Raw genomic sequence first — 18744 nt, 5'->3', positions numbered from 1 at the left:
TCATCCCCGCACCGGAACACACCGCCCCGCGCCGCATCGGCGTCATGGGCGGCACCTTCGACCCGATTCACCACGGGCACCTCGTTGCCGCGAGCGAGGTCGCTGATCGCCTGGGTCTCGACGAGGTCGTGTTCGTGCCGACCGGCGAGCCGTACCTCAAGCCCGACGCGACGGGGAGCGAACACCGCTACCTCATGACGGTCATCGCGACCGCATCGAATCCGCGATTCAGCGTGAGCCGGGTCGACATCGATCGCGACGGGCCGACCTACACGATCGACACCCTGACTGACCTCGCCGCCGTGTACCCCGGGGCCGAGCTGTTCTTCATCTCCGGCGCCGACGCGATCGCACAGATCGTCGACTGGAAAGAACCGGAGCGACTGTTTGAGCTCGCGCACTTTGTCGCCGTGACACGGCCCGGGCATCGCCTCAACGTTCGCGGCCTTCCGGAGGGGCGCGTAAGCTGGATGGAGATCCCGGCGCTCGCGATCTCGTCGACCGACTGTCGTGATCGCGTCGGGCGCGGCGCCCCCGTGTGGTACCTGGTACCCGACGGCGTCGTGCAGTACATCGCCAAGCATCAGCTGTATCGGAGAACCCCCGCATGAGCGCGCAGAACGATCCGCCGCTGACGCGCCGGGAGGCCCGGCGTCTGCAGCAGCTAGCGAACGAGGCCGCCTCGGCGAGCGAGGCCCCGAACGACGACGCGACCCGCCCCGCCAGCGCTGACGCGAACCCCGAGCTCGTGCCCGCCTCGGTCGGTTCGGCAGCGGGCAGTGCGGCCTCGGTCGCCTCCGCTCCGGCTGCGCCCAGCGCGCCGACCGCGCCGACCGCGCCGTGGGCCGCGACTCCCGGCTCGTACCGTCGGCGCGACTTTGCGCCGTCGAGCGACGCTCCGTCGAGCGCCCCCTACACCGGGCGCCGCACCTTCGCCCCGATCGGGGAGGGCGAGCCCCGCGACGAGCCGCTCGCCTACCGCACGCAGGGTCGCGAGATTCCCGCGTCCGCTCCGCAGTCGGTGCCGACCGGGTCCGATTCGCCCGTCGCGCCGGCCTCGACTCCAGCGGCCGCGCCGGCATCGGTTCCCGACCTCGTTGAGCCCGGCGAGCCGCCCGCACTGGTCGAGCCGCCGGCGGCCGCGCACGACGAGCCTGCCGCTCGAGGGGGCGACAGGCCGCTCTCGCGCCGCGAACTGCGTGAGTTGCGCCGCGCTGACGAGCCCGAGCAGTCCGCCGAACTCGCTGAGTCGTCCGCCGAGTTGCCCGCACCGCTGCCCGCCGACGGCCTCGACATCGTCGACCCCGTGAGCGTGCCGAGCGCGCCGGCTGCGCCGCGTGCGTCTGCGCCGGCCCCCGCGTCTGTCCTGCCGGCCGGCCCGGTTCCTCTCGTGGACGACGCCCGACCGAGTGCGCCCGACGTGCTGCCAGGCACAGCCGCGTCGCCGCACGCGCCGAGCGTCGGCAGCCACTGGTCGGTCGGAGTGCACGACGACGACGACCCGTTCACCAACACCTTCAGTCGTCAGGTCGGCTCGGCGACGACGAGCACCAACGCCCTCGTTCTGCCCGAGATGCCGCGCGGCGAGCTTGCGGGGCCGGTTCCCGGCACGGGCGAGATCATCATCACCGGCATGATCGACGTGCCCAGCTCGGTCGCGTCGACGGGTGCTGTTCCGTCGATTCACGACAGCCCCGACATCGACGACCTGTTCGACGTCGACACCGAGTACGCGTCGACCGACTCGGCTCCCGTCAGCGCCATCAGCGCGGTCAGCAGCCACACGGCCACGCGCGACGTCATGGGCGGCAAGAAAGCCCGTCGCTCGGGCGTGCTGACGACCGTGCTCGTGAGCTCAACTGTTGTGCTCGCCGTCGTCGCTGTCGGGCTCTTCATCGTCGCGGCCGTCAACGGACTCTTCTAACGCGCCCCGCGCATCCAACCCTCTGAAAGACACTGTGACTGCATCTGATCGAGCGAAAGAACTGACGGTAGTCGCGGCGCGCGCGGCCGACGCGAAGCAGGGCGACGACATCGTCGCGCTCGACGTCTCGGGGCCGCTGCCGCTTGCCGACGTCTTCCTGCTCGTGACCGGCCGCAGCGAGCGCAACGTGCTCGCGATCTGCGACGAGGTCGAAGATCGCATGATCGAGGCGGGCGCGAAGCCGCTGCGCCGCGAGGGTCGGTCAGAGGGCCGCTGGGTGCTGCTCGACTTCGGCGATGTCGTCGTGCACGTCTTCCATGAGGAAGACCGGCAGTTTTATTCGCTCGAGCGCCTCTGGAAAGACTGCCCGGTCATTCCGGTCGACCTCGGCACGCCCGTCGACCCGGCCTGATTTGGCGACGGGGCGACGGCGGTACTACTCTGTGACAGTCGCGCGGCGGAACACCGCCTGGGCGACACGCGAGGGCCTGTGGCGCAGCTGGTAGCGCACCTGCATGGCATGCAGGGGGTCAGGGGTTCGAGTCCCCTCAGGTCCACCACGACGACCCGGCTTCGGCCGGGTCTCGTCGTATCCGGCGCCTGCTGACCCGATCGGCGGGGCGGCGCGCCGGAGGCCACGGCTCTGTGCCCGTGGCCCGGCCCGAGAGGACCACCCGTGAGCGACGCCGCTGCCCGCCCGCACACCGACCGAATCGACGCCGCTGCGCGCGTCGTCACCGACGCATCCCGGATGCACGCGGTCACGCCCGAAACGACCGCCGTCGTCGACATGGTGCTCGATTACGCGCGCCGCCGCCTGCTCGACACCGAGGTGCCCCTCGACAAGCCGATGCCGCCGAGCGAATTGCGTCGGCTCGCCGCCGGGTCGATCTCTGAGGACGGGGTGGGCGGGCGCCGCGCGCTGGCCCTGTTCGAGAACGTGCTGGCTCCGGCGTGCCTCACGATCGACCACCCGGGGTACCTGTCGTTCATCCCGTCGGCGCCGACGAAGGCCGCCAGCGCCTTCGACCTCATCGTGTCGGCGACGGCCGTGTACGGCGGCTCGTGGATGGAGGGATCGGGCGCCGTCTTCGCCGAGAACGAGGTGCTCGCGTTCCTCGCGCGCGAGTTCGGGCTGCCCGAGACCGCCGGCGGCGTGGTCGTGCAGGGCGGCACGATCGGCAACCTGTCGGCGCTTGTCGCTGCCCGCGACCACGCCGCGCGCGTGCGCGCCGAGCGCGGGCAGGCGCGCCCCGAGCGCTGCGTGGTGGTCGCGAGCGCCGAGGCGCACTCGTCGATCGCCTCGGCCGCCCGCGTCATGGATGTCGATGTCGTGAAGGTCGCCGTCGGCGAGTCGGGCGCCCTCACGGGTGCTCAGGTGCGCACCGCGCTCGACGAGCACGGTGACGCCGTCATCGCCGTTGTGGCAACGGGCGGCTCGACGAACTTCGGCATCGTCGACGACATCGCCTCGATCGCCGCACTGAAAGACGAGTTCGACTTCTGGCTGCACGTTGACGGGGCCTACGGCCTCGCGGCGGCGCTCGCGCCGTCGGCCCGTCACCGCTTCGCGGGGCTGGAGCGCGCCGACTCGCTCATCGTCGACCCGCACAAGTGGTTGTTCACCCCCTTCGACGCGTGCGTGCTGCTCTACCGCGACCCGGCGATCGCCCGCGCGGCGCACACCCAGCACGCCGAGTACCTCGACACGCTCACCGACCGCGCCGAGTGGAACCCCAGCGACTATTCGATTCAGCTCACGCGTCGCCCCCGCGGCCTGCCGCTGTGGTTCTCGCTCGCGACGTTCGGCGCCGGCGCGTACCGGGCCGCGATCGAAGACTCACTCGCGCTCGCCCAGCGCGTCGCCGACGAGATTGGCACCCGGCCCGAGCTGCGCCTCGTGCGCGACCCGCAGCTGTCGGTCGTCGTCTTCGAGCGTGTGGGCTGGGAGGCCGCCGACTACGCCGCCTGGTCGGATCGCCTGCTCGACGAGCAGCGGGCGTTCGTTGTGCCGAGCTCGCACGCGGGCCGGCCGAACACGCGCTTCGCGATCGTCAGCCCGCGCACGTCGTTCGAGCTGATCACGGGCATCCTCGACACGATGCGCTGAGCGGGGGAGATCGGGCGTGACGCTCAGCCGACGCTCGGCCCCCGCACGGCCAGCACGTCGTACGCTCACGGCATGAGCCACGACGCCGTCCCCGACCCCCTGCTCGAGAAGGCCCTGCGCACGCACACCGACTACGGGCAGGAACAGCTCGAAGAGCATGAGCTCGCCGGCGACCCCTTCACGCAGTTCACCGCGTGGCTCGCCGAGGCGGCCGAGCACAAGGTCTACGAGCCGAACGCCATGGTGATCGGCACGATCGACCCCGACGGCCGGCCGTCGTCGCGCACGGTGCTGCTGCGCGGGGTCGACGAGCGCGGCTTCGCGTTCTACACCGACTACACCTCCCGCAAGGGTCGGGCGCTCATCGCGAACCCCGGCATTTCGGCGGTGTTCCCGTGGTACCCGCTGCACCGCCAGGTGCTCATCTACGGCGAGGCGCACAAGGTCGACGAGGCCGACTCGAACGACTACTTCTCGAACCGCCCGCGCGGCGCTCAGATCGCGGCCTGGTCGAGCGACCAGTCGCACCCGATCGACGGCCGCGACGCGCTCGAGCAGAAGGTGCGCGACACCGAGCAGCACTTTGCCGAGGCCGAGACGGTGCCCCGGCCCGAGCGCTGGGGCGGCTTCCGCATCGTGCCCGATCGGGTCGAGTTCTGGCAGGGCCGCACCTCGCGGCTGCACGACCGGCTCGTGTTCGAGCGGCGGGGGAGCGGCTGGGCGGTAACCCGCCTGCAGCCGTAAGAGGATCTGCGGGAATAGCGCGTGCATCCGCCTGGTTCGATTTGATACGTTTGCATAAATAATCGAAAGGATGCGCGCCATGGCCCGCGAAATCGACCCGGCTGCCGTCGAATTCGGCATCAACACCTTCGGTGACGTCACTGTTCAGCCCGACGGCTCGATGACCTCGTACCCGCAGGTACTGCGCGACGTCGTCGAAGAGGGCGTCGTTGCCGACCAGGTCGGCATTGACGTTATGGGCATCGGCGAGCACCACCGCGACGACTTCGCCGTCTCGGCGCCCGACGTGCTGCTCGCTGCGATCGCGGCGAAGACCGAGCGGCTGCGTGTCAGCTCGGCCGTGACCGTGCTGTCGAGCGAAGACCCTATTCGCGTCTTCCAGCGCTTCGCGACGATCGACGCCATCTCGAACGGCCGCGCCGAGATCATCGCGGGTCGCGGCTCGTTCACCGAGTCGTTCCCGCTGTTCGGCTTCGAGCTCAGCGACTACCAGGTGCTCTTCGAAGAGAAGCTCAACCTGCTCGCCGAGCTGCTGAAAGAGAAGCCCGTCACCTGGAGCGGCTCGATTCGTCCGCCGCTCGAGGGCGTGCAGGTGTACCCCACGACCGAGAAGGGCATCCGCACCTGGGTCGGCGTCGGCGGCAGCCCCGAGTCGGTCGTGCGCACCGCCAACTACGGATTCCCGATGATGCTCGCCATCATCGGCGGCGAGCCGGCGCGCTTCGCGCCCTACGTCGACCTGTTCGACCGCGCGCTCGACCAGCTCGGCAAAGAGCGCCAGCCCGTCGGCGTGCACTCGCCCGGCTACATCGCCGACACCGACGAGCAGGCGGCCGACGAGCTGTGGCCGCACTACGAGGTCATGTACTCGCGCATCGGCCGCGAGCGCGGCTGGGGCCCGACGACGCGCGCCCACTTCGAGCAGGAGATTCGCCACGGCTCGCTGTACGTCGGCTCGCCCGAGACGGTCGCGCGCAAGATTGCCGACACGATTCGCGTGCTGGGCGCCGAGCGCTTCGACCTGAAGTACGCCACGGGCCCCGTCGAGCACGGCAAGCTCGTGCACGCGCTCGAGCTGTACGGCCAGAAGGTGATTCCGATGGTGCGCGAGCTGCTCGCCGAGTCGACCCCGGTCGGCGCCGGGGCGGCGGCGTTCACCCGCTAGGCCGCGGCCTCACGCGACAGTGACGCGATAAACGGCGCCGCACCCCGTCTGGGGTGCGGCGCCGTTGTGTCTGCGGTGAGCGGCGGCCGGTATCGGAGGGCGGCGCCTGTGGCGGGCTTCAGTGCCGGGCTCCTGTGCCGGTGAGCGCTGAGCGGTCGCCGGCGTGTCGCGACTACGGCGTGACGACCGCGATGCCGGTCGCGTCTGACGCCTGAGCGACGCTGCCACCGTTGACGAGCTCGGTGAACCCTGCTGCTTCCATGCGGTCGATGGCCTGGGCCGAGCGGTTGCCGCTGCGGCAGTACACGACGTAGTCGCCCGCCGGGTCAAGCTCGGCGATCTGCGCGTCAAAGTCGGACGACTGCACGTCGATATTGATTGCTCCCTCGAGGTGTCCGCCCGCGAACTCGCTCGGTGTGCGCACGTCAATGATGACGGTGTTGGCATCGACGGCGATGGGCTCGGCGGGCGCGCACGCGGCAAGGCCGAGGGCGATGCCGAGGGCGAGGGTGAGGGCGGCGAAACGACGGCGCATGAGGGTCTCCTTCGGACGGTGAGCGCCATCGTAACATATACCCCCAGGGGTATGGCAATCAGGGGTCGACGGTACCCTGGGATGATGGTCACCGGGCGGAAGGGGAATCGCCGCGGCGGGCTCACCGCCGCCGCCGCGCTCGCGACGCTCACCCTGCTCGGAGGGTGCGCCGGGGCCGGCAACGCGCCGAGTTCCGGCGCGCCAGCCGAGTTCTCCGCGGCTGAGCAGTCGGCCGAGCAGCCGGCCGAGCAGCCGGCTGAGCAGCCCGCTGAGCAGCCTGCCGACCAGTTCGCTGAGCAGCCCGACGATTCGTCCCCGAACGCGGCTGACGTCAGGGAACCCGCTACGAAGGGCACGGGGGCGCCCCCGCCCGTCGACGCCGACGAGCAGTTCGTCACCGACACCCTCGCGTCGTGGACCCTCGAGCAGACCGTCGCCTCGCTCGTCATGATCACCCACCCCGGCACTGACCCCGCTGCGGCACGCAGTGTGCTCGAGGCCCACGGCTTCGGCGGCTTCCTCGTCATGGGCGCCAACACGGGCGGTCCGCTCGAGGTGACGACCGCGTTCACGGCGGGCCTCAGCGCCGACCCGCTCCTTCCGGTGCTGACGGCCGTCGACCAGGAGGGCGGCGACGTGCGGCGCCTGCCGGGCGATGCGGGGCCCGCGGGGCGTGCACTGCACGGCGCCGATCCCGCGACCGTCGAGCGGGCGTTCGCTGATCGATCCGCACTCGTCGATGCGGCGGGCATCGCCATCAATTTCGGCGTGGTCGCTGATGTGACGGCCGACCCGGCCGCGTTCATCCATCGCCGCGTTCTCGACACGACCCCGAGCGCGGCAGCCGAGCGCGTCGCTGCCGCGGTGCGCGGCGAGGGCGAGCGCACGTTGACGACGCTCAAGCACTTTCCGGGGCACGGGGCGAGCCCCGACGACTCGCACGTCTCCATTCCTCGCTCGGGCATTGCGTTGGACGAGTGGCGAGCCACGCACGCGCGACCGTTCGCGGCCGGCATCGACGCGGGCGCCGAGCTGGTCATGACGGGTCATCTGCAGTTCGACGCGGTGAGCCCGTACCCGGCTTCGCTGTCACCGACCTGGATGCGCGTCTTGCGCAGCGAGCTCGGCTTCGACGGCGTCATCGTCACCGACGACCTGGTCATGCTGCAGCGTTCGGGCTGGCCCGAGCTTGCCGATCCGCACGAGAACGCGGTGCGGGCGCTCGCCGCGGGCAACGACCTGCTGCTGTTTGTCGTGCCCGCCGACCCCGCAGCGGTGGGGCTCGACCCGGCGCGGCTGGTCACCCGCCTCGCCGACGCGGTGCGCGCGGGCGAGGTCGACGCCGATCAGCTCGCCCAGTCAGCCCGACGCGTGCTCGAGCTGCGTCGCGAGCTCAGTGCCGTGCCGGCTCCGTCGTGCGGCCCCGCGTGCGAGCGCGAGTCGGTGCGCGCCCACTGGCGCGATCGCTGACGGCTCTAGATCGTCGGCAGTTGGAAATCGACGACGCGCTCAGGCAGCGTGTTCTCGCTGACCGACTTCATCGGCGTGGTTGCCGAGGCGGGCTGCAGGAAGGCGTCCGATCCGATCGCGGAACCGACGACGATGGCGGCGGCGGAAACGGCCATGATGGCGCCCGTCACCACGGTGAGCTTCTGGTGGCGTTCGAGCGTGATGACGATGGCGCCAATGACGACGAGCGCCGCGGCGGTGCCAATAAGCGAAATGATCATGGTGTTCCTCGTCGGGTACGGGAACAGCGACAGCGGTGGGTGCCGCGTCGGGGTTCGGGTGATTCGGCGTCGATGGGGGGTCGACGACGCCTCAAGAATACCGCGCGATGTTCGCACACCGCCAGCATTTCGCGCCCCCTCTTCGGGTGGGAGACCGACACAATGGGGGTGTGACCGATCCGAAACCTGAGATCCTGCACCGCGACGTGCTCGATGCCGTTGCCTCCTCCCTCGGTTCGACGGTCGTCGCGGCGCACGCGCTGCAGATCGAGCCCACCGGAACGGGCTTCACCCACGGCTACCGCGTCAGCCTGCGCGATGCGCAGGGGGCCGTTGCCGACCACACCGTGTTCGTCGAGACCTCACCTCCCGACGCCAACCGCCCCGGGGTCCTCACGCTCACGCAGCCCGAGTCGGGCGAGCGCGTCGACGTCTGGGTGTACCCGGCCGACCCCGCCCTTCCGGCCCTGCGCACGGCGGTCTACGCCGAGGCGGCCGGCATTGTTCTCGCCCGCCTGGGGCTTCCGGTCGACGAGCTGCGGGTCAGCCTCGCCGCCTACCGGCCCGGCAAGCGGGCCGTGGTGCGCGTCGACACGGCCGCCACCTCGTACTTCTTGAAGGTCGTGCGCCCGCCGACCGCCGAACCCCTGCAGGCGAAGCACACCCACTGGCGCAACGAGGGCGTGCCCGTGCCCGCCGTTCTCGGCTGGAGCGAAGAGGGCCTCGTCGCCATGGAGGCACTCAGCGGCAACGAGCTCATCAGCGTGCTCGACCGGGTGTCGAACCCCGACGTGCTGCTCGACGAGATCGAGCACCTCGTGCGCCAGATCGCTGGCGTGACCTCGACGGCGCCGGCCCGGGCCTCGCTTGTGCGACGGCTTGACTGGTACGAAGAGCGCCTCATCGAGCAGTTGCCCGACCACGACGGGCTCATCGAGTCGACGGCGCGCACCATCCTGCGCCGCTACAAGGCCGGGGGAGCCCCGCCCCCCGACCGCACCGTGCACGGTGACCTGCACCTCGCCCAGCTGCTCGTCGACCCGTCGGCGCCCACCACGATCACGGGCGTGCTCGACATCGACACCTCGGGCTGGGGCGACCCGGCCGACGACGCCGCTGCCCTGTACGCACACCTCATCGCGACCGTCGTGCACGACGGCGGATCGCGGGCCACGACCCGCGCGCGCCGCTGCTCAGTGCTGGCCGACGGGTGGCGTCGCCGCTGGTTCTCGTCGCCCGAGCCGGGCCTCGCCGATCGTGCGCACGCCATTGCCGGTGTTCAGCTGCTGGGCCACGCTCTCGCTCGCTCCGCCGCCGGATCCTCCGACGCCACCGTGCTCATTGAGCGCGCCTACCGGCTCGTCTCGGCCGACGACCGGCCGATGACGTCGGCCGTGTGGTGACCGCCTCGCTCGCGGTGCGTTTCTGACGGTCGACGGATGCGCATCCCGCTTCATGAGAGTTCTCTCACGCGGATTTCGCACTCGTCTCATCGTCGGCCCCGAGTCTTGGTGGCATGAAGACGACAGGGTGGATCGCCGCGGGTGCGGCCTCAGCTCTCGGCCTCGGCGTGCTCGCGTCGGCGGCGCTCACGGCGGCGAACGCGATGCCGCTGGTCGACAACGCGACGGCGACCGACGTGCCGCCCATCTCGACGGCCGTCGGCGACGCCAAGGCGTTTGCTGGCAACGGCGATGTTCGTTTCTGGGTCGCGAGCTCGACGCCCGTCGTGTCGGTGACGGCGAGCGCGAGCGACCCCGCGGTGGCGACAACGCTGACCCCCTCGCCGCCGTCGGCAGTCGCGCCCGCGCCGGCGCCGACCGTGCAGCCCGCGCCCGCTCCGGCCCCGCAGCCGGTTGCGCCGGTGCAGCCTGGAAGCAACTCGATAAGCGTGCCCGACAGTGGCAGCGTGGGCGGCAGCTCCGACTAGCACCGACTAGTGGCTTCCCGGTCGAGAACGCGGGCGACCCGTTCTCCGAGGGCGACCTGTTCTCACTGGGCCACCCGGTACCGGTCTCGCGAGCTGCCTGCCCCTCTAGACCAGCCGGTACCCCATGCCCCGCACCGTCTCGATGCGGTCGGCGCCGATCTTTCCGCGTAGGTACCGCACGTACACGTCGACCACGTTCGAGCCGGGGTCGAAGTCGAATCCCCAGACCCGGCTCAGCAGCTGCTCGCGCGACAGCACCTGGTCGGGGTGACGCAAGAACTGCTCGGCGAGCCCAAACTCGCGCGCCGAGAGGTCGACGCTCGTCTCGCCGACAGTGATGCGGCGGGTGCGCAGGTCGAGGCTGAGGTCGCCGTGGGTGAGCACCTGCTCGGCGACCGTCTGCTGGCCCGACTCGCGCAGCCGCAGGCGAATTCGCGCCAACAGTTCGTCGAACTTGAAGGGCTTCGGCAGGTAGTCGTTCGCGCCGCCGTCGAGACCGGCGACCGTGTCGTCGACACTCGAGCGCGCGGTGAGCATGATGATCGGCACGGTCGAGCCGCTGGCGCGCACGCGCTTCAGTACCTCGAAGCCGTCGATGCCGGGCAGTCCGACGTCGAGCAGCACGAGGTCGAACGACCCGGTGATGAAGTAGTCGACCGCCTCGATCCCTGAGGCGACCACGGTGGGCGTGTAGCCGGCCGACGCGAGGCCCTTCTCGACGAAGGTCGAGATGCGCTCTTCGTCTTCGACGATGAGGATGCTGCTCATGCGGTTCCTCCTGGTGCGGGGCTCGGTGGGGCGGAGTCGGGCGCGGCGAGCGACCCGGCGGCGGGCGGCGGCGCAGGGGCGTCGCCCTCAAGCGGGATGACGATGCCGAAGCGCGAGCCGGCGGCGCTCGAGTCGAGACTCACGTAGCCGCCGTGCCCTCGGGCGATCGCCGCCACGATGGGCAGGCCGAGGCCCGAGCCGGCAATGCCGCGGCCCGTGTCGGCGCGCCCGAAGCGTTCGAAGATGCGCTCTTGGGCGTCGGCGGGGATTCCGGGGCCCTCGTCGGCGACCCACAGTTCGACCGCGGTGTCGTAGGCGGTCGAGCCGATGCGAATCGTGGTGCCGGCGGGCGAGTATTTCGCCGCGTTGTCGGCCAGTTGCAACCACGCCTGGGTGATGCGGGTGGGGGAGAGGGGCGCGACGAGTTCCGCGACCGTGTCGAGTTGCCAGTGGTGGTCGGCGATGCCGCGCGCCTTCGCGTACACCTGCTGGGCCAGGTCGCCGACGTCGGTCGGTTCGGTGAGCACCGACACGCCGGTTGCCTGGGCGAGGGCGTCAATATCGTTGACAAGCTCGGCCATGCGGTCGAGTTCGTCGATGGCGAGCGCTCGTGTGGCGTCGACATCGGCGGGCGAGTCGGCGTCGAGCAGCTCGAGGTGCCCGCGCACGATCGTGATGGGCGTCTTCAGCTCGTGGCGCACGTCGTCGAGCAGTTGGCGCTGGGCCGTTGCCGACTGATCGAGCCGTTCGAACATCCCGTTAATCGTTTCGGTGAGCCGCGAGACGTCGTCTTGGCCGGACACGGGGATGCGCTCGCTCAGGTCTGTTCCGGTGATGCGGGATGCCGCGGCGGTCAGCTCGCGGATGGGGCGCAGCAGACGCCCCGCGACGAACCAGCCGACCACGGCGATCACGAGCAGCGTGAGCACCGCAAAGGCGGTGTAGCGGGCGAACGCGCCGTCGATGTCGTCGAGCTCGCCCTGGATGTCGTAGGCGGTGACATAGACACCCTCGGCCGGATCCTCCGCGATGCGCACCGGGGCGCCGATGTAGCGGATCGCGCCGTCTTCGGTGATCGCGGTGCCGATCGTGACGACGCCGCCCTCGGTCTCGGTGCGGATACGGTCGAGCAGCTCTTCGTCGTCGAACAGCTGAAACTCGACAGCGATGGGCGGGCTGTACACGGGTTCACCATCGATGAGCGCGACGCTGCTCTCGCTGCGACCGGGGATGATGCCCTGCATGATGCGAATCATCGCGTCGTCGACCGTGATCGGGGCCGCAACCGGCTCGGGGGTGGCGGGGGCGTCGGCCGCGTCCCCCTCGCCATCGCCCGACACAGCCTCGCGGGGCAGCCCCGTGGCGATCGCACGCGCGGCCTCGACCGCCGTGAAGAGTTCTTCGTCGATGACGTCGAGCACCTGCTCGCGCTGCAGCAGATAGGCGCTCGCGCCCGCGGCCGTCATGCCGAGCGCGGTGATCAGCAGGATCACCCCGAGGATGCGCGAGCGCACCGACCAACGCGGTGGGCTCAGAGCGGGCATCCCCCGATTATCCGGCGTGCGCCCGGCGAATTGCATGCATATGAGAGGAATCTCACCGCGTCGGCACGATGCCGATCGCCTCAAGAGCCTCGGCGAGCTCGGCGCCATTCGGCGCCTGCACCCACGGCGCCCCGCGATGCGGCACGTCGGCGCTGCGACGGCCACCGGCGAAGACTGCCTCGGGCGTCAGCAACTGACGAATGGCGACCGCGGCGACGTTGTCCGGGTGCGCGTCGACGAACTCTTGGTACAGCTCTTCGTCGTGTTGCCCATCGTCACCGACGAGAATCCAGCGAATGTCGGGAAACTCGCTCGCCAGCCGCTCGAGGCTCGTGCGCTTGTGCTCCTGACCGCTGCGAAACAGGCGGTCGCTCGTCGGCCCCCAGTCGGTGAGCAGCAGGCTGCCCGAGGGGTACAGGTGGCGCCCAAGAAAGCGTTCGAGTGTCGGCGCCACGTTCCACGCACCGGTCGACATGTAAACGACCGGCATTCCCGGATGCGCGTTCACGATTCGCTCGTACAGCACCGCCATTCCCGGCACCGGTCGGCGGGCGCGTTCGTCCATGACGAAGGTGTTCCACGCGGCGAGGAAGGGGCGGGGGAGGGCCGTGACCATGACGGTGTCGTCGATGTCAGAGAGCAGGCCCACCCGGGCATCCGGATCAATGATGGTGACGGGCGCCTCGACGGGTTCGCTGCCCTCGACGGCGATCGAGATGGTGTGCGTTCCCGGGCTGAACCGCGTGGTAACGGGAACGTCGACGTCGACGACGCCGCCGCGGTCGGCTCGCACCGTCACCCGTTCGCCGGCGATGGTGACGATGACCTCCGCGTGAGCGACAGGGATGCTCACGAAGCTGCGCCATCCACGGATGCGCGCGCGAGCCGACCTCGCATCGCGCTGTTCGCGGGTGAGCAGCACGCGGCAGAGCACCCGCACCCAGTCGCCGCCCCCGTATCCCCGGTAGGGGATCACTACGGGGGTCAGGCCGCGTCGACGTGCGCGGCGCTCGCGCCACGCGTGAAAAGAGTCTTCGGCGCGGGCCGCGCGACGGGCCCACGGCCGGTCAGGAACGGGCGTGTCGGGCGTTTCTTCCACGGTCACAGTGCCAGTCTTTCAGAGGGAGAGGATGCGCTGGCCGGCGCCCCGCCAAGGGCGCACGGAACGATCGGAATACCCATACGGGTATGTTCACTATGGGATACGCTCGTTTCGCAACACGCATCAAAAAGATTATTCATTGACGTGTTTCGGGCGCTACCATGAGGCACGGTCGTCGAAAGGACCTTTTCTCGTGTCAAATCTCGAAGTCTCCTCGAGCTTGTTGGCCGGATCGGCGCTCATCCGGAATGAGCCTGTTCAGGCCCGCAGCACTGCCCGCCTCGCCGCGCTTCTTGATGCCGCAGCCGCGGTTATCGACGTGATCGGCTACGAGCGTCTCACAACGGCGATGGTCGCCGAACGTGCCGGCGCATCGATCGGTACCGTCTACCGGTACTTCCCCGACCGCATCGCCGTGCTTCAGGCGCTTGCGGCACGCAACTCTGAGCGGCTCGTCGCTCGACTCGCCGACGAGGTCGTGCCCGAGCGTCACGCGACGCCGAGCGCCGCAATGCACGGTGTGCTCAGCGTCGTCGCCGAGCTCTTCCGTCGCGAGCCCGGCTACCCGTCGATTCGCGTCGGCGACGTCATCGACCTGCGCCCGGCCTCGACGAGCGAGACGGGCAACGCCGCCATCGCCTCGTTGATCACCGACGCGTTCATCGGCCGCTACGGCGTGCGCGACTCGGCTGAGCTGCGCGGTGCCGTCGCGACGGCGTACGAGCTCATCGATGCCTTCGTGGCTCGCGCGTTCGCGCGCAACCGCGACGGCGACAAGGCGCTGCTGGCCGAAGCAGGCCGCGTGCTCGACGCGGTCATCGAGGGCAAGCTCTAGCCCTCGCGCGGCGCGCGCGTCACCGCCCTCTCAGGGAGCGGCGGCACGAATCCATCACCAACCGACGGGCCCCCGGAACACACTCCGCGGGCCCGTCGGTGTGTGCGGCCCTGTTTCCGCCGTGTGTCCGATGCATGAACCCTGGAAGCTTCGCGAGAAAAACCCCCCATTCGGTGGGCATTTCGCCTACTCTGAACACACGCCGTGTGACCCATGCAGGGGTAGCCCGATCATTCGGCGGATGAGGGGATTCTCGTCGTGGTGCTTCACGCCGCTGCGGTACTAGTCGCCTCGCTGACCGCAGGCGCGGTGGCGGGGTCCCCCGTCGCGCTCGAATACCCCCGTTCTGAGCCGGTTTCCGCCGCAGTATCTGGCCCGTCTGCAGCCTCGGCCGACCTCGCGTCGGCGCCGCTCGCCTCGGGCCTCAACTCCCCGGCCGCCCGGGTCATCACGGTGCCGGCACTGCGCGACCGCCTCACCACCTCCCGCGGAACCGCACTGCTGCGCGGACTCGCGACCCTGCCCGCCCACGAGACGGCAGCCCTGCTCGCCGAGACCCCCGCACTCGTCGAACGCACGCTCGCCAGCCCTCCCGCACCCCGGCAGGTTGACCGCTGGTGGTCGAGCCTCAGCGCGGCCGAGCAACTCAGCATGACGAGCGCCGCCCCTCAGCTCGTCGGCAACCTCGACGGCGTGCCCTACGCGATGCGCGACCTCGCCAACCGCACCCACCTGCGCGCCGTCGTCGACACGCTCGAACTCACCGACCCCTCGACGCTCGGCGCCTCGGAGCGCCACGTGCAGAGCGAGCAGCTGCAACTGCTCTACTCCGTCCTCGATGCGCTCGGCCCGGCCACGGCGAACCCCGCACGTCAGCTCATCTCGCTCGACGCCGACGGTCAGGGCAAGGCCGCGATCGTCGTCGGCGACCTCGCGACGGCCGACTACGTGAGCTACCTGGTGCCGGGCATGTTCATCTCGGTGCGCGAAAGCATGGTCGAGTGGGTGGACACCGCGGCTCGCCTGCACGACGAGCAGGTGTCGTGGCTCACCCTCCTGTCGGAGGCGGGCGCGCAGGGCGCGACGAGCGCCGACGACGCGAGCGCAGCATCCGTACCCGAGGTGGCGACGGTCGCCTGGATCGGATACCAGACCCCCCACCTGTTGAACGTGGGCAGCCTCGACCTCGCATACGAGGGCCGCGATGCGCTCGCCTCGGCCGTGCAGGGCCTCACCACGCTGCGCGGCGACGACCGCCCCTTCCTGTCGCTACTCGCCCACTCGTACGGCTCGACCGCCGCGATGCTGGCCCTCACCGACACCCCCGCGACGGTTGACGCGCTCGCCATGATCGGCTCGCCCGGAGCCCCCGGCGCGAGCATGGCGTCGCTGAACGTGCGCGGGGAGGTGTTCGTTGGGGAGGCGGCGTGGGACCCGATTCCGAACTCGTCGTTCTTCGGGCCCGACCCCGGGTCAACCGAGTTCGGGGCGCGCGCCATGAGCGTCGCCGGCGGCGTCGACGTCATCACCAACCGCGTGCTCGAGGGATCGACCGGCCACAACGCGTACTTCAGCCCCGGCACCGAGTCGATGCGCAACATGGCGCTCATCGCGATCGATCGCGGAGAGCTCGTCACCGACGGCACGACGACAGACGCGCTCCGCACCCTCGACGCCGCGCTGTAACGCCGCGCACCCGAGCTGTCAGTACGTCGTTCCCCGCAGCCGCGTTGTCCGCGCGCCGCCCGCCTGCAACCGACCTGTCCGCACTCTGCCCGCGCCGCGCATCCCGGTGTTACCGTTCTGCGACCGCGCAGGCGATCCCGCTCGCGCGCCGACCGCTCACAAGGACGCCGATGACCGCCCTCCGCGCACGTTCGAGCCTCCTCGCCGTCGTTGCGACGACCGCGCTTCTGGCGAGCGGATGCTCGATCACCCCCGTCACGGACGTCACCGACCAAGAGGCACGCGACCGCTTCATCGCGCTCGTCGACGCCGCGGAGGATGCGGCGGGCGGCACGTGGGAGGTGCAGGACGACCCGAGCCCCCGCGAGTGCACGATTCCGCTGTGGGTGGCGGGCACGCGGATCCCGGCGCTGCGCACGGGCCCCGCCCCGCACGGCGATGTGGCCGACGTGACGGCCCGCATGGAGGCACACTTCGAGGAATCCGGGCTCACGGTGACGGTCTCGGATGTCGGCGACGTCGTCGAAGTGCGCGGCGAGTCGCGCGCGGGCGAGCTGCTGCTGTTTCGGGTGAGTGAGACCGCGATGACGCTCAGTGGCGAGAGCGAGTGCCGCCCGGCGTAGGGATCAGCCGCGGCGCAGCGACGGCCGCGGTGTCGGCCGGCTGAGACGTGCCCCCGGCGTGGGGCGCCCCCGCCCGCTCAGTAGGATGGTCGGGTCGGCCCGCCGCGCGCGGGCATTCCCCGCTCGACCGCCTACGGCTGGAGTTCGTCCATGTCTGAAATCACGCCCGAGAGCGTGCGCCACTTGGCGCAGCTCGCGCGCATCGCCCTCACTGAGGACGAGATCGTCTCGCTGACCGGTGAGCTCGGCGCCATCGTCGACGCCGTCGCGCAGGTTCAGCAGGTCGCGGGCGACGACGTGCCGGCGACCAGCCACCCGATTCCGCTGAGCGGCGGGATGCGCGTGGACGAGCCCGGCACGCCGCTCACGACCGAGCAGGCGCTCGCGGGTGCCCCCGACCACGACGGCAGCCGCTTTCGCGTCACCGCGATCCTGGGGGAGGAGCAGTGAGCGAGCTGATCCGCGCATCCGCCGCCGAGCTGGCGCAGCGCCTCGCCGCGGGCGAGGTGAGCGCTGTCGAGGTCACCCAGGCGCACCTTGACCGCATCGCCGCCGTTGAGGGCGACGTGCACGCCTTCCTGCACGTGAACGAGGCGGCGCTCGACGTGGCCCGACAGGTTGACGCTGACCGCGCATCCGGCGAGGCGCTGCCGGCGCTCGCGGGCGTGCCGGTCGCGATCAAGGACGTGCTCTGCACGCTCGACATGCCCTCCACCTCGGGCTCGAAGATTCTTGAGGGCTGGGTGCCGCCGTACGACGCGACCGTCGTCGCGCGCCTGCGGGCCGCCCGCATGGTGCCGCTCGGCAAGACCAACATGGACGAGTTCGCGATGGGTTCGTCGACCGAGTTCTCGGCCTACGGGCCGACCAAGAACCCGTGGGATCTGACGCGCATCCCCGGCGGTTCGGGCGGTGGCTCGGCCGCGGCCGTCGCCGCGTTCGAGGCGCCCTTCGCCCTCGGCTCGGACACGGGCGGCTCGATCCGACAGCCGGGTGCCGTCACCGGCACGGTGGGTGTGAAGCCGACCTACGGGGGCGTGAGCCGCTACGGCGCGATCGCGCTGGCCAGCTCGCTCGACCAGGTGGGGCCGGTGTCGCGCACGGTGCTCGATGCGGGGCTGTTGCACGACGCGATCGCGGGGCACGACCCGCGCGATGCGACGAGCATCCCGGATGCGTGGCCGTCGATGGCCGCCGCCGCTCGCGATGGGGCGTCGGGCGAGTCGCTCAAGGGCCTGCGCGTCGGCGTGGTGCGCGAGCTCGACGGCGAGGGCTTCCAGGCGGGGGTGCGTCAGCGCTTCCACGAGACCCTCGAGAAGCTCGCCGCGGCCGGCGCCGAGATCGTCGAGGTGAGCGCGCCGAACTTCCAGTACGCGATCGCCGCCTACTACCTGATCTTGCCGGCGGAGGCGTCGAGCAACCTCGCGAAGTTCGATTCGGTGCGTTTCGGGATGCGCAAGGACGTCGCCGGCGGAACCGTCGAGGACGTCATGGGCGCGACCCGCGAGGCGGGCTTTGGGCCCGAGGTGAAGCGCCGCATCATTCTGGGAACGTACGCCCTGTCGGCCGGCTACTACGACGCGTACTACGGCAGCGCGCAGAAGGTGCGCACGCTCATTCAGCGCGACTTCGACGCGGCGTTCGAGCAGGCCGACGTGCTGGTGTCGCCGGCGGCGCCGACGACGGCGTTTGCGTTCGGCGAGAAGCTCGACGACCCGCTGGCGATGTACCTGAACGATGTGACGACGATTCCGGCGAACCTGGCGGGTGTGCCGGGAATGAGCCTGCCGATGGGCCTCGCGCCCGAGGACGGCCTGCCGACGGGCCTGCAGATCATGGCGCCGGCGCGGCACGACGCGCGGCTGTACCAGGTGGGTGCGGCGGTCGAGGCTCTGCTCGAGGCGGAGTGGGGCGAGCCGCTCTGGGCGAAGGCGCCGCGCCTGGGCTAGGGCGCCGCGTCCGGGCTGAGGCCGGCAGACCCCGCGTGGCTCAGCGTTGCGCAGCGCCGCGTCCGGGCTGAGGCCGGCAGACCCCGCGTGACGCAGCGT

The 18744-nt window shown here is 70.7% G+C and carries 19 protein-coding genes and 1 tRNA gene; 15 read left to right on the top strand and 5 right to left on the bottom strand.

The window, feature by feature from the left end; translation table 11 throughout:
* Positions 1-2 precede the first annotated feature (2 nt).
* From nadD to EV141_RS02655, 7 genes are all read left to right on the top strand, one after another.
* Entirely contained in the window at positions 3-611 is a 609-nt protein-coding gene (gene nadD, locus EV141_RS02685) for a nicotinate-nucleotide adenylyltransferase (RefSeq protein ID WP_130484419.1), read from the top strand.
* Complete coding sequence (locus EV141_RS02680) at positions 608-1924, top strand: hypothetical protein (protein WP_130484418.1); 1317 nt, start codon at positions 608-610, stop codon at positions 1922-1924. Before nadD ends, EV141_RS02680 begins: the two co-directional genes overlap by 4 nt.
* 34 nt (positions 1925-1958) lie before the next feature.
* On the top strand, positions 1959-2336 hold the full coding sequence (gene rsfS / locus EV141_RS02675; RefSeq protein WP_130484417.1) for a ribosome silencing factor: 378 nt from the start codon (positions 1959-1961) through the stop codon (positions 2334-2336).
* A 72-nt stretch (positions 2337-2408) separates the two neighbouring features.
* Positions 2409-2484 (top strand) — tRNA-Ala (locus EV141_RS02670).
* Positions 2485-2675: 191 nt separating this feature from the next.
* Positions 2676-4034: a pyridoxal phosphate-dependent decarboxylase family protein gene (locus tag EV141_RS02665; RefSeq protein WP_130484844.1), complete on the top strand. Its 1359-nt coding sequence runs from the start codon at positions 2676-2678 to the stop codon at positions 4032-4034.
* A 72-nt stretch (positions 4035-4106) separates the two neighbouring features.
* Positions 4107-4778, top strand: coding sequence for a pyridoxamine 5'-phosphate oxidase (gene pdxH, locus EV141_RS02660; protein WP_130484416.1), 672 nt, complete (start codon positions 4107-4109; stop codon positions 4776-4778).
* A gap of 79 nt (positions 4779-4857) precedes the next feature.
* Positions 4858-5943, top strand: coding sequence for an LLM class flavin-dependent oxidoreductase (locus EV141_RS02655; protein WP_130484415.1), 1086 nt, complete (start codon positions 4858-4860; stop codon positions 5941-5943).
* A gap of 172 nt (positions 5944-6115) precedes the next feature.
* Here the strand turns inward: EV141_RS02655 and EV141_RS02650 are convergent, their stop codons facing one another.
* Complete coding sequence (locus EV141_RS02650; RefSeq protein WP_130484414.1) at positions 6116-6478, bottom strand: rhodanese-like domain-containing protein; 363 nt, start codon at positions 6476-6478, stop codon at positions 6116-6118.
* Between the two features lie 84 nt (positions 6479-6562).
* Between EV141_RS02650 and EV141_RS02645 the strand changes: the two genes are divergently transcribed.
* Positions 6563-7948: a glycoside hydrolase family 3 N-terminal domain-containing protein gene (locus EV141_RS02645; protein ID WP_157985488.1), complete on the top strand. Its 1386-nt coding sequence runs from the start codon at positions 6563-6565 to the stop codon at positions 7946-7948.
* A 5-nt stretch (positions 7949-7953) separates the two neighbouring features.
* On the opposite strand, the gene EV141_RS02640 is transcribed toward EV141_RS02645, so the two are convergent.
* Positions 7954-8208: a hypothetical protein gene (locus EV141_RS02640; protein ID WP_130484412.1), complete on the bottom strand. Its 255-nt coding sequence runs from the start codon at positions 8206-8208 to the stop codon at positions 7954-7956.
* 170 nt (positions 8209-8378) lie between these two features.
* On the opposite strand from EV141_RS02640, the gene EV141_RS02635 reads away from it, so the two are divergent.
* Together EV141_RS02635 and EV141_RS02630 are read left to right on the top strand one after the other, a co-directional pair.
* A complete protein-coding gene (locus tag EV141_RS02635) occupies positions 8379-9611 on the top strand; it encodes a phosphotransferase family protein (protein ID WP_157985487.1) in 1233 nt (410 codons plus the stop codon).
* Positions 9612-9724: 113 nt separating this feature from the next.
* A complete protein-coding gene (locus tag EV141_RS02630) occupies positions 9725-10138 on the top strand; it encodes a hypothetical protein (protein ID WP_130484410.1) in 414 nt (137 codons plus the stop codon).
* Positions 10139-10243: 105 nt separating this feature from the next.
* Here the strand turns inward: EV141_RS02630 and EV141_RS02625 are convergent, their stop codons facing one another.
* From EV141_RS02625 to EV141_RS02615, 3 genes are read right to left on the bottom strand one after another with little or no spacing between them, the layout of a single operon-like run.
* Positions 10244-10906: a response regulator transcription factor gene (locus EV141_RS02625; protein ID WP_130484409.1), complete on the bottom strand. Its 663-nt coding sequence runs from the start codon at positions 10904-10906 to the stop codon at positions 10244-10246.
* Positions 10903-12450 (bottom strand): sensor histidine kinase, encoded by a 1548-nt coding sequence (locus EV141_RS02620; RefSeq protein ID WP_185740160.1) that lies wholly within the window; start codon positions 12448-12450, stop codon positions 10903-10905. The genes EV141_RS02625 and EV141_RS02620 overlap by 4 nt, the downstream gene beginning before the upstream one ends.
* A 52-nt stretch (positions 12451-12502) precedes the next feature.
* Positions 12503-13555 carry an App1 family protein gene (locus tag EV141_RS02615; protein ID WP_130484407.1) on the bottom strand — a complete coding sequence of 351 codons (1053 nt, stop codon included), beginning with the start codon at positions 13553-13555 and terminating at the stop codon, positions 12503-12505.
* Between the two features lie 190 nt (positions 13556-13745).
* Here EV141_RS02615 and EV141_RS02610 point away from each other — a divergent pair, with 190 nt between their 5' ends.
* The 5 genes from EV141_RS02610 to gatA all read left to right on the top strand — a co-directional run bounded on the left by EV141_RS02610 (position 13746) and on the right by gatA (position 18645).
* Positions 13746-14387, top strand: coding sequence for a TetR/AcrR family transcriptional regulator (locus EV141_RS02610; protein WP_185740159.1), 642 nt, complete (start codon positions 13746-13748; stop codon positions 14385-14387).
* Between the two features lie 258 nt (positions 14388-14645).
* Positions 14646-16073 (top strand): alpha/beta hydrolase, encoded by a 1428-nt coding sequence (locus EV141_RS02605; protein WP_130484405.1) that lies wholly within the window; start codon positions 14646-14648, stop codon positions 16071-16073.
* Between the two features lie 170 nt (positions 16074-16243).
* The gene (locus EV141_RS02600; RefSeq protein WP_130484404.1) at positions 16244-16696 is read left to right on the top strand and encodes a hypothetical protein; all 453 of its coding nucleotides are present in this window, start codon (positions 16244-16246) and stop codon (positions 16694-16696) included.
* 150 nt (positions 16697-16846) lie between these two features.
* Complete coding sequence (gene gatC, locus EV141_RS02595) at positions 16847-17146, top strand: Asp-tRNA(Asn)/Glu-tRNA(Gln) amidotransferase subunit GatC (RefSeq protein WP_130484403.1); 300 nt, start codon at positions 16847-16849, stop codon at positions 17144-17146.
* Complete coding sequence (gene gatA, locus EV141_RS02590; RefSeq protein WP_130484402.1) at positions 17143-18645, top strand: Asp-tRNA(Asn)/Glu-tRNA(Gln) amidotransferase subunit GatA; 1503 nt, start codon at positions 17143-17145, stop codon at positions 18643-18645. Before gatC ends, gatA begins: the two co-directional genes overlap by 4 nt.
* Positions 18646-18744 lie beyond the last annotated feature (99 nt).

Source organism: Microcella putealis (genome assembly GCF_004216575.1).
Classification (GTDB): Bacteria; Actinomycetota; Actinomycetes; order Actinomycetales; family Microbacteriaceae; genus Microcella; species Microcella putealis.
This window is presented reverse-complemented; position numbering and strand designations above follow the sequence as displayed.